Origin of the sequence: Bifidobacterium catenulatum DSM 16992 = JCM 1194 = LMG 11043, assembly GCF_001025195.1 — a bacterium.
GTDB classification, from domain to species: Bacteria; Actinomycetota; Actinomycetes; order Actinomycetales; family Bifidobacteriaceae; genus Bifidobacterium; species Bifidobacterium catenulatum.
In genome coordinates this window covers 234,946-248,084 of the sequence record NZ_AP012325.1, presented here as the reverse complement: position 1 = coordinate 248,084, position 13,139 = coordinate 234,946, and the positions used below count along the sequence as shown (strand labels likewise).

The window sequence follows — 13,139 nt, the reverse complement described above, 5'->3', positions numbered from 1 at the left end:
TTTACGTTTTCCGTCACTTGGCAGACATCCCGGTATTCTGAACATTATGAAGATCGATATCGTGTCTGTTTTCCCGGAATATTTCGAAGTGCTGAACCTCAGTCTGCTCGGCAAAGCGCAGACGAAAGGTCTCGTGGAAGTGACCGCACACAATCTGCGCGACTGGACGCACGACGTGCATCATTCCGTCGATGACACTCCTGTCGGCGGAGGCGCGGGCATGGTGATGAAGCCGGAAGTGTGGAGCGAATGCCTTGACGAGCTGCTGCAGCTTCAGCCGGCTACAATCGAAAATACGGAAAATATGGAAAATATTGAGGATTCCGCAGATTCCTGCGATACTTGCGATTCTGGCAATTCTGCAACTGTTGCAGTTCCCACAGAATCCGGCAATTCCGAAAAAACTGACACTGCACAATCGTCCGCAGGTCCTGTGCTGATTTTCCCGAATCCTTCCGCCCCACTGTTCACACAACAGGATGCGACGGAACTAAGCCATGCCGATCATCTGCTGTTCGGCTGCGGCCGTTACGAGGGGTATGACGCTCGCATTCCGCAGTATTACCGCGCGCAAGGCATTGACGTGCGTGAATATTCGATCGGCGATTATGTGTTGAACGGCGGTGAGGTCGCGGTTTCGGTCATGTTGGAGGCAATTACGCGACTGCTGCCCGGTTTTATGGGCAATGCAGAATCGATTGTTGAGGAATCGTATACGGGCGAGAACGCGCTGTTGGAGCATCGCCAGTACACGAAGCCTGCCGAATGGCGTGGCATCAAGGTTCCGGACGTGTTGCTTTCCGGCAATCATGCGAAAGTGGATCGTTTCCGCCGTGATGAGGCGCTCCAGAAAACCGACGAGTTGCGTCCGGATCTGATCGAAGCGCTGGATTGCACCAAACTCGACAAAGCCGATCGCAAGACGCTGATGGCGCTCGGTTGGGAGGTTTCCGCCGCTCACCCGCGCAAACGCTAGCTTTTTAAACGCTTGTTTTTACGCGGAATAATCGCAAGTTTTTGCGATTATTGCTGACCGTTATCGGAAATTGGCTCGCTGGGTTCAATGTAGTAGACGGCGGTTTCGCCATAGTCGCGCCGATCGGTGATTTCCCAGTTTGCGGGGGCCGTGGGAGCTTCGGAACGGGTGGATCGTTCCAGCATGATCACCGTGTTGCTGGAGGTCAGTTCACGGCTGGCAAGATCGGCGAGCAGCTGGTTGCAATCATTCGTTTCGAAGGCGTACGGCGGGTCAATGAACACCATGTCGAACGGTTCAACGGCCGAAGCCGAAGCCGCATATTTTTCCGCGCGGGCCTTCACCACGCGGGCGCACATGCCATGTTCCCACGAACGGTTATGCTTCAACGCGGTCAGCGTCTGCGCGATCAATGCGGCCGCCGGAGCGGAGGATTCCACCGCCACCAGCTCTCGCGCGCCACGGCTCAATGCTTCGATGCCCAAAGCACCGGTTCCCGCAAACAAATCGAGCACGCGGGCATCGTCCAACACTCCCCACGAATCAAGGTGCGAGAAAATCGCCTCTTTGGTGCGATCTGTAGTCGGTCGGGTACCCGACTTCGGTGTGGTCAATGCCACACCTTTGAATCGTCCTGAAATTACGCGCATACGCACTACTCTAGCGTGGCGGGCTTAATTTAGGTGTGTCCGGCTCTTTTAGGCGTGCCAAACTAATTGCTGGTCAGGAACATTTCGTTGCCGCGCGTGAAATCCAATACCGCTCCAGCCAACTGCACGAATCCAAGCAAATCGGGATCGGCCGCAACAAGCTGCGTGGCCTCGGCCCGTGCCTGTTCAATGATCTTCACATCCTTGACCACGCGCAGCAGTTTCAATCCCGTTTTTCCGCCGGATTGCGCATCTCCGAGCACGTCGCCGGCTCCACGGAATTCCAAATCGGCCTGTGCGATTTCAGCACCATCCAACGTGCCCTGAATCACGTCAAGACGGCGGGCGGCATCACTGTCCGCAGGTGCACGCGAAATCAGGAAAGCCCCCGAATCAGTGCCGCCACGACCAACGCGCCCTCGCAACTGGTGCAATTGCGAAAGTCCGTACCGATCCGCGTCGAAAATCACGATGCAACTGGCTTTCGCAACGTCCACGCCGACCTCAATTACCGTGGTCGCCACCAGAATCGGCGTTATACCGGCTTCAAAATCGGCCATAACCTGCGATTTTGTGGTGTCATCGTCGCGCCCGGTCAATGTTGCGAAGCGAATGCCTTTAAATTGCGGCAACGATTGCAGACGCTCCACGATTTCTGCGACGGAATGCAACGGGGGACGTTGCGCGCGCTGTTCGTCGTCTTCGCCAAGATCGTATGCTTCATCAAAGGCGGGAATCGGCGAGCCCGTGGTTTTCGAGTTTGAAGTAGCCGACTCCGCCAACACGTCGTCCGCATTTTCGGAATCGTCGTCGATACGCGGGCAGACCACGTAGGCGAGCTCACCCGCATCAATGCGTTTACGGATCAGGGCGAACATTTCGCTCATCAGCGACGCATTGCTTTCCGGCACCACGAATGTACGAATTGGCTTGCGGCCGCCAGGAAGTTCGGTCAGCGCGGAAATATCAAGATCGCCGAACCAGGTCATGGCTGCGGTGCGCGGAATCGGCGTGGCTGTCATGACCAGCAGATGCGGCGCAGTAGCTCCCTTGGAATTCAACGATTCACGTTGCTCCACACCGAAGCGATGCTGTTCGTCGATTACCGCCAGTGTGAGGTTCGGCGCCTGGAAACTCTTGGAAAATGCGGCGTGCGTCGCCACGACGATGCAGGGCATGCCTGATGCGGCTGCGGCGAGTATGCGGCGACGTTCGGCAAGTCGCATGCCTCCCGTAAGAAGAAATACGGGAATCTCCCCATCTTTTGTGCCGAATATATCGTTCCCTTTGCTTGGAATACCCGCTTTTTGCGCATCGGAAATATGCGATTGCTCACTTCGTAATGTAATCGAATCGTCGTTATTTGAGTTATCCACATTGGAAATTTCGGCTATGTCAAACAGGTCGACAAGTTGTGCACCTTTATCCACAGCATTATTGTTGATAGTTTGTTGTGTGGATTCCCCAGTTTGTTGGACTTTCGACACTTGAGTTGACGCAGAATTTCCCTGGATTGCGGAAGCCGTTTTATCGTCTGCATCCGTCAATTTCGCCACCATTTTGGAAATGCTCGCATAATGCTGTTCGGCAAGAACCTGCGTTGGCGCTACAAGCACGGCCTGCCCGCCTGATCCCACAGCCTGCATCATGGCTGCGACCGCGACCACGGTTTTGCCGGATCCAACCTCGCCCTGCAGCAATCGTTGCATGGGGTAATCGCGCGTCATATCGGCGGAAATATCGGCAATAACCTGCCTTTGACCGCTCGTCAGAGCAAACGGCAGCGAGGCAATGAAATCGTCTTTCAACCGCGTTACGGAACATGCGGTCGCCCTGTTTTTGCGTGATGCGTCGCGTGTTTTGACGAGTGCGGTCTGGCAGATCAGCGCTTCCTCGTATCGCAGCGTTTGCAGGGCGTTGTCGAAATTCTTGCGATCGACCGGATCATGAATCGCCATGAATGCTTCAGCGCGATGCATAAGCCCATATTTCTCACGAAAATCTTCCGGAATAATGTCGGGAATAGCAACAGACAACGATTTAATCTGCGCTTCACGATCTACTTGAGGAGCGTCAAACTCCCCTTCTTGTGCGATATTATCCGAGGAATTATTTGGCGTTTGCGATGGCAAATACTCGCTTCCTCGCAACGCATCCATGTATTTCAATACCGATTCGTGAATATGTTCGCTGGAAATCCTGGAATTCGCATGATATACCGGTCGCGGACGGCAGACTCGTTTCAATGCTTCATCAACCGTTTGCGCATCGTATTTCAGATTACCAAGAGGTGGATTTGCAGGATCGCCGAAACCGTCATTCCATTCCCCGCTTTCTGCTTGCGATTGCACGGGATTGATGGTAAGCAGGTCGGGATGTGTGAATTGCAAACGATTGTCATACACGCTTGGCTCGCCTGCGACGACCAGCAGCGCTCCCATGTGCAATTTGCGCTGCACCCAGTCGACATACGATTTGCGATATGAGAAGAAAACCAGCGACGCCAACGATTTTGGGGTGTTGCGACGGGCTGCGAAATCATCGTCGGTGACTGTTGCGATCAGACGGAAGCCACGACGGGCCATGGGGAAAACGCGCGTTTCGAGCACGTGCGCGGCGAATGCCATTTTCTCCCCGATTTTCGCCTCGTGCAGTGCGTGTGCTGGAACGGGGTCGGTTACGCGGAACGGATAGTAGGTCAGGGCGTCGCCTACGGACACCACGCCAAGCGATTTCAGCGCGCCAACCCTGCGGCGGTTGCTTTCAATTGATGAAATCGGTGTTTCCAGTGTGGTGCTCATAACGCACCATTCTCCCCATTTATGCCGACAGATGCGGCTTCAGCGGGCAAAATTCCCCACCCACTGGAACAATCCGGACGCTCAAGACCTGGGCGCATAAAGCAAAACCCCGGCGACCAGCGGTCTACCGGGGTTTCAAGCTGTTATTTCGCGATTCACGCTTCAACGCGCTGAACCTTGCCAGCCTTGATGCACTTGACGCAAACGCGAACGCGAACGTTCTCGCCGTCGATGGTGGTGCGAACCGGCTGCAGGTTCGGGCGGAAGGTGCGCTTATTGCGAATATGTGAGTGCGAAACGGTGAAACCGGTCTGCGGTCCCTTGCCGCACACTGCGCAACGAGCTGCCATAATGGACTCCCTATAATTACTACTGACTTGCAAGTCTGCGCGTTCGACGCCATGCAACTGAATGCACGGCAGAACACACAACTTCTCAACTATACAACCAGCCCCAGCCAATCGCAAACCAGATTGCAAACCTGTGGATAGAAATCGCCTTGGATTCCCCGGAATCATGGCGCTTGTTCAAAAAACTGAACATCAATCACACATCAGTCGCAATGTTCATGCATTGTTCATACGTAACGGCAGAGCGCATCCCTTACATCCATTTAAGATGAACTGTAGTGTATACAACAGTGAATTGACGGTTTATTCGAAAGAGTCAACAATCATGTCTGAACGCGCAACAGCGCCAACAACTGCGCCTGCCGCAACTTCCGCGCCCGTAGCTTCTGCAGCATCCGCAGCATCAGCAGAAAATCTGCCGGAACCCAACGCAAAACTAACCACCCGCGAAAAAAAGTGGATCGTCTACGATGTCGGCAATTCCGCATTCGTGATGCTGTCGACCGCCGTCGTACCAATCTACGCAAACTCGTTACTGCAGTCCGCCGGCCAATCGAATATCGTGTCGACATGGGGGTACGCGCAGACCATCGCATCGCTGATCATCGCGGTGATGATGCCCGTGCTCGGGTCCATGGCCGACGTGCAGGGCATGAAGGTGAAGTTCTTCACCGGATTCTTCTTGACGGGCGTGGTCGCCTGCTGTGCGATGGCGCTGCCGCTCAGCTGGCTCATTTTCTTGGTGGTGTGCATTCTCGCCACGGTCGGCCTGAACGGTTCGCTCACGTTCTACGATTCCATGCTGGTCGATATCACGTCGAATGAGCGTATGGACCGCGTATCTTCACATGGTTTTGCATGGGGCTATATTGGCTCCACGATTCCGTTCATCGCTTGTATTGCGCTGATTTTCGGCGGTCCGTCGTTGTTCGGATGGTCCACGGTGGCATGCACGCGCGCTTCGTTCGTAATCACCGCATTGTGGTGGGTTGCGTTCACCATTCCGCTGCTCACCAGCTATAAGCAAGTGCATTACCGCGCTACCGCAGGTCAGACCGGCGAGGCCATCCGCGGTACGTTCGCAGAGCTCGGCTCCACTTTTCGCGCAATCCGCAAGAACAAGCCGCTGTGGATGTTCATGATCGCGTTCTTCTTCTATATTGACGCGGTCAACACGGTGATTTCCATGAGCACCTCATACGGCACGCAGTTGGGCATCGACTCCACGCATCTGGTAATGGCGCTGCTGATCACGCAGTTCGTGGCATTCCCGAGCGCGATCGCGTACGGCAAACTGGCTGGGCGTTTTGGCGCAAAAACCATGATCACCACCGCTGTGATCGCTTATATCTGCATTGTGCTGTTCGCCGCGTTCTTCTTGCGTTCCGCTACGGAATTCTGGATTCTTGCGATTCTTGTCGGCTTGTTCCAAGGCGGTATTCAGGCGTTGTCGCGCTCGTATTATGGCAAGATCATTCCAAAGAATCGTGCCAACGAATACTACGGTTTCTACGATATTTTCGGCAAAACCGCTTCGATTATCGGCACCTTCCTCGTTGCGACCACCACGTCGCTGACCGGCAACGCTTCGGTAGGCGTGCTTTCAATCGCAATCCTGCTGATCGTCGCCCTCATCTTCCTTCTCCTGCAAAAAGACCCCACCCGTAAGTAGTACTTGTCTACTAAATGCGCATGTAGATTCAATCGCCACAACCAATTGATTCTGCGTGCGCATTCCTAGGTGATGCCGTATTTCCGATGTCAACTTACATCTGAAAAGTCATGCATGGCAAGAGTCAGCCGCGTAGTAATCGCAATTGCATTCTTCTTCAGAGTCTGCGAAGAAACGCAATGTTGATTCGAAAATCAGAAGAAATTGAGGGCACGTGCCACTTCGTCGACGATGTCGAGCATGGCGCTGCGCGCACGTTCAGGCTCTCCCTTGGCGATCGCGTCGGCTACGGCATCATGCGCGTCAAGCGCGTCGGGCTTCGGCTTCATCGGGTATTTGCCGAGTTCCACGCGCCCGCGCAGCACGGTGGCAATGGTGTCGGAAAGCGCGGCGAACAGCTCGTTGCCGCTTTCATGCAGGATCAGCGTATGGAATTCCACGTCGAGATCATGGAATTGTGCGAGCCCGGCTTCGCCCTCCTCGTTGGCTTCGGCGATCTGCCGCATTTGCGCCGCGTACACAGGGAATTTCGCCTTGACGTCGATGGGGGCAAGACGCGCGGCGGAAGCTGCCGCAGCCGGTTCGACCGCTAGCCGCAGTTCGGTGAGGGACGACAGCTGCTGCTCGCGTTGCGTGGAGTGGAGACGCCATTCGATCACCTGATGGTTGAGCGCCTGCCATTCGCCGAATGGGCGTGCGACAAGTCCGATGCGACGTTTGACAAGTACCGCATTCATGGATTCCAGTGTTTTCGCGACTTCTCGCGCCACGGTTCGGGAAATACCGAAACGACTTTGCAAGGCTTCCAACGTAAGGCTTTCGCCAGCCTTCCACTCGCCGTCGAGCATTTCGATGGCGAGCGTTCGACTCACCGAATCCTGCATCAGCTCACCGCCGGTATTTTCTGCGATTACCGTGCCTTCAGCCATCGATCGCTCCTCCCTTACCCACTCCACAACATGCCTGCTTTGTTTCACGGTATGTTTCACGTATTCTGTGGCATGCGCGGCAATCACAAATCACAGATGATTGCGTATCCGCGATTGCGTGATTTACCGCCATTTTGCACTATCTCCAGCATAGCAAGTCACACGATTTTTCCAATTCGTAGTACTTTTTATTTGACTGATACTACTTTTACGGTTTATAGTAGTCTTATTCCTGATGCGAAGCGGCACAGGATCGTCAACAGCAAGGAGAGCAACATGAGCATTCACGTAGTGGTGATGGGCGTTGCAGGATGTGGCAAATCCACCGTCGCAGAAGCCATCCATGAACGACTTGGATACGCGTACGCGGAAGGCGACGACTTCCACCCACAGGCGAATATCGACAAAATGTCAGCCGGCATTCCACTCACCGATGAGGACCGCTGGCCGTGGCTGAACGTCATCAACTCCTGGATGGTGGCACGTGAGGCGCTCGGCGAAAACACCGTGGTGTCCAGCTCCGCGTTGAAGCGCAGCTACCGCGAGGTGCTCGCCAAGGACGTGCCCACATTCTTCATTCACCTCAACGGCAGCCACGAGCTCATTCAGCAAAGGCTCAGCGAACGCAAGGGCCATTTCATGCCGCCCGCACTACTGCCAAGCCAGTTCGCCATTCTTGAGCCGCTTGCTCCCGAAGAGAACGGCGTGGAAATCTCCATTGAAGGCAGCGTCGACGAAATGGTCGACCGTGCCATCGAAGCGCTGAACGCCTATGCAGCAACCGTGGCCGCAACCGTGGCAGCCCAGACCGCAGCCCAGGCCGCCTAACCCGCCATCCCCCGGTCCAAATGTGTCCGATTCACCAGAAACGGACATCCAAACACCAAAACCGGTACATGAATGTCCGAATCTCCAGAATCGGACAAATCTAGCACGCCAAACCCATGAATCGAGGAGGATTCATGAACCTCATTGCAGCGGCGATCATCGGCATCGCCATCATCGTTCTACTTATCGCGGTATGCAAAGTGCATCCGTTCCTCTCCTTGCTTGCCGGCTCATTCACGATGGCCGTATGTGCAGGCGTGGAATACGACAAGGCGTTCGTCAGCTTCACCTCCGGCGTCGGCTCCACCATCGCCAATGTCGGTCTGCTCATCGCGTTTGGCTCGATCATTGGCACGATCCTGTTCAAGTCGGGCGGAGCCGACACCATCGTCGACACCATCATGTCCAAAACGCCGTTGCAACGCCTGCCGTGGGCAATGGCACTAATCGCGTTCATCGTCGGCATTCCCATGTTCTTCGAAGTCGGCGTAGTCATTCTTATTCCGGTAGTGCTCTTCGCCGCCCGCCGCGCCAAAGCTCCGGTTGTACTGCTGGGTATTCCGGCCCTCGCAGGTCTTTCCACCCTGCACGCGTTCGTGCCGCCGCACCCCGGCCCGCTCACCGCAATCGGCGCACTGAACGCAAACCTTGGCATCACCCTGGCACTCGGCCTGCTCGTAGCCATCCCAACCGTAATCATCTCCGGTCCGATCTTCAGCAAACTCGCAGCCAAGTGGGTACCGATCGCCGCTCCGGAAAACAAGGCTGAGGCCGAAGCGCCAAAATCCGCGGAAAACCGCCCGTCCTTCACCACGGCCCTGTCCGTGATCCTGCTGCCGGTGGTACTGATGCTCGCTGCATCCATCGTCGACCTGACCGGGCAGAACACCACCACATGGGGCCGCGTGATCGCGTTCCTGGGCACCCCGCTCGTGGCGCTGCTCATCACCACCGTCTTCGCCATGGTCGCCCTCGGCTACCTGCAGAAGTTCTCCCGTGACGCCGTCAACGGCATGGTCGGACAGTCCTTCGGCTCCGTGGCAGGCATTATTCTGATCGTCGCCGCAGGCGGTGGCTTCAAACAGACGCTGGTCGATTCCGGCATCGGCGACGTGATCGCCAATTCGATCACCGAATCCGCCATGGACCCGCTGATCGCAGGCTGGCTGGTGGCCGTGCTCATCCGCCTTGCCACCGGTTCGGCAACCGTGGCCACCGTCACCGCTTCCGGCATTATGGTGCCGCTCGCCACCGGCATGAGCCCGACGCATTTGGCGCTGCTGGTGCTCGCCATCGGCGCAGGATCCGTGTTCTTCTCGCACCTGAATGACGCCGGCTTCTGGCTAGTCAAGGAATACTTCGGCATGACCGTGGGCCAGACGCTGAAGACTTGGTCGCTGATGGAAACCATCCTGTCGGTGGTCGGCTTGGGCTGCGTCATGCTGCTCTCGCTGGTGCTTTGACAGAACTCAAGAGCAAACCACATATCGACATATTGATCCGCGATTGCGTAGGCCGCGGCTTACGCAATCGCCACGCAATCGCAATCACATAACCAAATCTTGCCGTCCACGAAGCTTTCCGCAACCTTCTTTTCTGCGTTGCGGAAGGCGCGGGAAGCCGACGGATGGCACCAATACTTATCAATCGCACACATTTTTCAAAGAAAGAAGCACATCATGCAGTTGGGAATGATCGGTCTGGGACGTATGGGTGGCAATATGGCGAAGCGCATCGCGGCCGCAGGACATGAAGTGGTCGGCTTCGACCGTTCCCCCGAGTTGGATCGCACCGTGTCGAGCCTTGAGGAAATGGTGGCAGCCCTGAAGACGCCACGTCTGGCGTGGGTCATGGTTCCGGCTGGAGAGCCGACCGACAGCACCATCAACGAGCTTGCCGAGCTGCTGGAGCCTGGCGACATGATCATCGACGGCGGCAACTCCCGTTACACCGATGACGTCCGCCACGCGGCCGAACTGGAGCCGAAGGGCATCCACTTCATGGATTGCGGTGTTTCCGGTGGCGTTTGGGGCATTAACCGTGGTTACGCGCTCATGGTCGGCGGTAACAAGGATGATTTCGAGACCGCGCGTCCGATTTTCGAAGCACTCAAGCCGGAAGGCGATTCCGGCCTGGTGTTGGCCGGCCCGGTGGGCGGCGGCCACTTCGCCAAGATGGTGCACAACGGCATCGAATACGGTATGATGCAGGCCTTCGGCGAGGGCTTCGCCACCATGGTGAAGTCTGATCTCGTCGAGGATCCAGCGGCCGTGATGAGCTCTTGGAAGGATGGTTCCGTAGTGCAGTCCTGGCTGCTCGATCTGCTGGCCATCGCGTTCAAGTCGGATCCGACACTCCAGTCCATGCCGCCGGTGGCCAACGAATCCGGCGAGGCAAAGTGGATGATCGAAGCGGCTCTCGAACTGGGCGTACCAACCCCCGCCACCGCGGCCGCACTGTACGCACGTCAGACTTCACGCGGCGGTGCCGACGACATCCTGCGCGTCGTGTCCACGATGCGCGCCCAGTTCGGCGGCCACGTCACCAAGATTGACGAAATTGCCACGCACTGATTGCGTTATGGTCGGCGAGCGCCACGTACCACGCGCCGACCAGCACCTCGTTTCGTAGATTTCGCCCGGTCTCCCGCCCCCACCGGATTTCGGGCGAACCCATATCCGCACACATCAAAAAACGATATTCGTTATATGTGGCAGATTCCCCCTCTCAGGAAAAATAATATTCGTTATATGTGGCAGACCTACTAGGCCAAACGTCACTTAGGGAGCAAGTTTTATCCCCTCTAACCGTCGTTTTCCGCATAAACCTGCCACATATAGCGCAAACGACTTTTTCAGCGGCCATAGACTTCGTGCACGAACTTTTCAAGTGCCTTGATGGAGCGTTCCACCTTTTCCGTGTCGATGCAGTAGGCCATACGGAAGTAGCCGGGCACGCCGAAACTGTCGGACGGCACGAGAATCAGGTCGTAGTCCTTGGCTTTCATGCAGAACGCGTTCGCATCATCTTCTAGCGCCTTCGGGAAGATGTAGAACGTACCGCCCGGGCGCACCACGTCGAATCCGAGCCTCACCAGCGCGTCGTACAGGAGGTTCATGTTCTTTTCGTATACGGAAAGATCGCTGGTCTCGTCCACCACCTTGGCCACGGCCAGCTGCACGCTGGATCCTGGGCAGTTGTGTCCGGTTTCACGGCTGACCTGCCCGCACATCGGCACAATCAGCTCGGCATCGGTGGCACGCGGATTCACCGCCACATAGCCGATGCGCTCTCCCGGCAACGACAGCGACTTGGAGTACGAGTAGCACGAGAGCGTATTGTCGTAGAACTTGCTCGGATACGGCTGCACACCCCCGTCGAATACGATTTCGCGGTATGGTTCGTCGGAGATCAAGAAGATGTCATGGCCGTATTCAGCCTGCTTGGCGCGCAGGATTTCTGCCAGTCGCGTCAGCGTTTCGGCGGAGTAGACGGCTCCAGAAGGATTGTTCGGCGTGTTGATGAGCACCGCGGCGGTACCCGGGTTCGACACCTGTTCAAACGCTTCGAAGTTGATTTGGAAGCTTTCGGTATCGGCTGGCACCACGGTCAGGTGCGCGCCGGTTCCGTTGACGTATGGCTGGTACTCAGGGAAGTAGGGGGCAAACGTAATGACTTCGTCTCCCGGCTTGGTCACCACGCGCAGTGCGTGGGCCAGCGCGCCGGCTGCTCCCGTAGTCGGGAAGATGTAGTCGGCCGTGTAGTCCATGTCGAAACGACGGTTGAGGCTTTCTGCAATGGCCGCACGCACCGAGGCAATGCCCAGCGACGGCGAGTATCCGTGCAATGCGACCGGTTCCGACTCCTGGTACAGGGCGATCATCTCGTCGGTGAAGCTTTGCGGACAGGGCACGCTCGGATTACCCAGCGAATAGTCGAACACGTTCTCATAGCCGATTTCGGCGCCGCGCGCGGTCGCATATTCACTCAGCTCGCGGATTACGGATTTTCCGCCGAGCATGGCTTTGTAAGCTTCGTTGATCATGGACAACCTCCCCGTCGTTCGTTCATTTCGCGCTTTCGCACGTTCGCGCTGCCACGCATGTTCGCATGTTCGCACATTTGCGTTTTTCGCAGGGCAATCCGCGGAAAAACGCCGCTATATTGTTTTTACCACCGGATTGTCCCAGCCGGCTTTCGATGGTCACTTGGCAGACGGCGGCTGCTGTTGGGAAATTGCTATGCCAGGTACGAATCCTTCGCTGAAGATCCTGCGCCAATATTCGAGCATGTCTGCTTTCGACATCGACATGAACATGCCCGCCGCAAGCACGGCGACGTCCTCGTTGAATACGGTGTCGATCGGCAGTTTCTCATGCAGTTTCGGCCAGCGCTGCAGTACGGAAAGCATTCCGCCAACTGTGAAGTCAAGCATGAGATCGGTTTTCAGATCGAGGTTGTCGGCGTTCAGTCCAAGTACGGAAATCATGGTAAGTCGCCCGAATTCCTTAAGTGACGAAACGAGTTCCGGTGAGCTGTGCGGGCCGGCCAGCAATGCCAGTCGGTCGAGACGCTGGCGCTGTTCGGGGTCACGCAGCAGCGCGGTGACATGCTTGCGCCATTCGGTGTCGGGATCAAAATCCCGCCCTGGCATACCCGGCATTGGCGTGTTTTCGACGGCGTGCAGAATGGCGGAATCGGCCAATTCTGGCAGCCCGGAGAAATGGTAGTAGAAGGAATTGCGATTCACGTCTGCCGTGCGAACGATGTCGGTGACAGTGATTTTGTTGTACTCACGTTCCGAAAGTAGCTCCCAGAATGCGTTTTCGAGACGTTCTTTCGCTGGCAGGATTTCTGAATCTCTGCGTGGTCGTGGCATCAGTACCCCCTGATAATTAGTCACACTGCCTTATAACCACATTTATTGTACAAG

At 56.2% G+C, this 13,139-nt stretch carries 11 protein-coding genes; 5 read left to right on the top strand and 6 right to left on the bottom strand.

The features are described from left to right. Window positions 1-46: 46 nt before the first annotated feature. A complete protein-coding gene (gene trmD / locus BBCT_RS00930; protein ID WP_003836217.1) occupies window positions 47-976 on the top strand; it encodes a tRNA (guanosine(37)-N1)-methyltransferase TrmD in 930 nt (309 codons plus the stop codon). A 47-nt stretch (window positions 977-1,023) separates the two neighbouring features. On the opposite strand, the gene rsmD is transcribed toward trmD, so the two are convergent. The 3 genes from rsmD to rpmB all read right to left on the bottom strand — a co-directional run bounded on the left by rsmD (window position 1,024) and on the right by rpmB (window position 4,777). Next, entirely contained in the window at window positions 1,024-1,626 is a 603-nt protein-coding gene (rsmD, locus tag BBCT_RS00925; protein ID WP_003836221.1) for a 16S rRNA (guanine(966)-N(2))-methyltransferase RsmD, read from the bottom strand. 62 nt (window positions 1,627-1,688) lie between these two features. After that, on the bottom strand, window positions 1,689-4,427 hold the full coding sequence (locus tag BBCT_RS00920; protein ID WP_003836223.1) for an ATP-dependent DNA helicase RecG: 2,739 nt from the start codon (window positions 4,425-4,427) through the stop codon (window positions 1,689-1,691). 155 nt (window positions 4,428-4,582) lie between these two features. Then, window positions 4,583-4,777 carry a 50S ribosomal protein L28 gene (rpmB, locus tag BBCT_RS00915; protein WP_003807649.1) on the bottom strand — a complete coding sequence of 65 codons (195 nt, stop codon included), beginning with the start codon at window positions 4,775-4,777 and terminating at the stop codon, window positions 4,583-4,585. Between the two features lie 223 nt (window positions 4,778-5,000). Here rpmB and BBCT_RS00910 point away from each other — a divergent pair, with 223 nt between their 5' ends. After that, the gene (locus tag BBCT_RS00910) at window positions 5,001-6,449 is read left to right on the top strand and encodes an MFS transporter (RefSeq protein ID WP_372236878.1); all 1,449 of its coding nucleotides are present in this window, start codon (window positions 5,001-5,003) and stop codon (window positions 6,447-6,449) included. Window positions 6,450-6,643: 194 nt separating this feature from the next. Here the strand turns inward: BBCT_RS00910 and BBCT_RS00905 are convergent, their stop codons facing one another. Beyond that, window positions 6,644-7,378 carry a FadR/GntR family transcriptional regulator gene (locus BBCT_RS00905; RefSeq protein ID WP_033512584.1) on the bottom strand — a complete coding sequence of 245 codons (735 nt, stop codon included), beginning with the start codon at window positions 7,376-7,378 and terminating at the stop codon, window positions 6,644-6,646. Between the two features lie 276 nt (window positions 7,379-7,654). Between BBCT_RS00905 and BBCT_RS00900 the strand changes: the two genes are divergently transcribed. The 3 genes from BBCT_RS00900 to gnd all read left to right on the top strand — a co-directional run bounded on the left by BBCT_RS00900 (window position 7,655) and on the right by gnd (window position 10,779). Continuing rightward, window positions 7,655-8,206: a gluconokinase gene (locus BBCT_RS00900; protein ID WP_033512583.1), complete on the top strand. Its 552-nt coding sequence runs from the start codon at window positions 7,655-7,657 to the stop codon at window positions 8,204-8,206. 134 nt (window positions 8,207-8,340) lie between these two features. Next, a complete protein-coding gene (locus BBCT_RS00895; protein ID WP_003836237.1) occupies window positions 8,341-9,669 on the top strand; it encodes a GntP family permease in 1,329 nt (442 codons plus the stop codon). Window positions 9,670-9,768: 99 nt separating this feature from the next. After that, window positions 9,769-10,779 carry a phosphogluconate dehydrogenase (NAD(+)-dependent, decarboxylating) gene (gnd, locus tag BBCT_RS00890; protein WP_003836238.1) on the top strand — a complete coding sequence of 337 codons (1,011 nt, stop codon included), beginning with the start codon at window positions 9,769-9,771 and terminating at the stop codon, window positions 10,777-10,779. A 281-nt stretch (window positions 10,780-11,060) separates the two neighbouring features. Here the strand turns inward: gnd and BBCT_RS00885 are convergent, their stop codons facing one another. Then, window positions 11,061-12,251 (bottom strand): pyridoxal phosphate-dependent aminotransferase, encoded by a 1,191-nt coding sequence (locus BBCT_RS00885; RefSeq protein ID WP_003836241.1) that lies wholly within the window; start codon window positions 12,249-12,251, stop codon window positions 11,061-11,063. Between the two features lie 159 nt (window positions 12,252-12,410). Continuing rightward, complete coding sequence (locus BBCT_RS00880; protein ID WP_003836242.1) at window positions 12,411-13,085, bottom strand: TetR/AcrR family transcriptional regulator; 675 nt, start codon at window positions 13,083-13,085, stop codon at window positions 12,411-12,413. Window positions 13,086-13,139 lie beyond the last annotated feature (54 nt).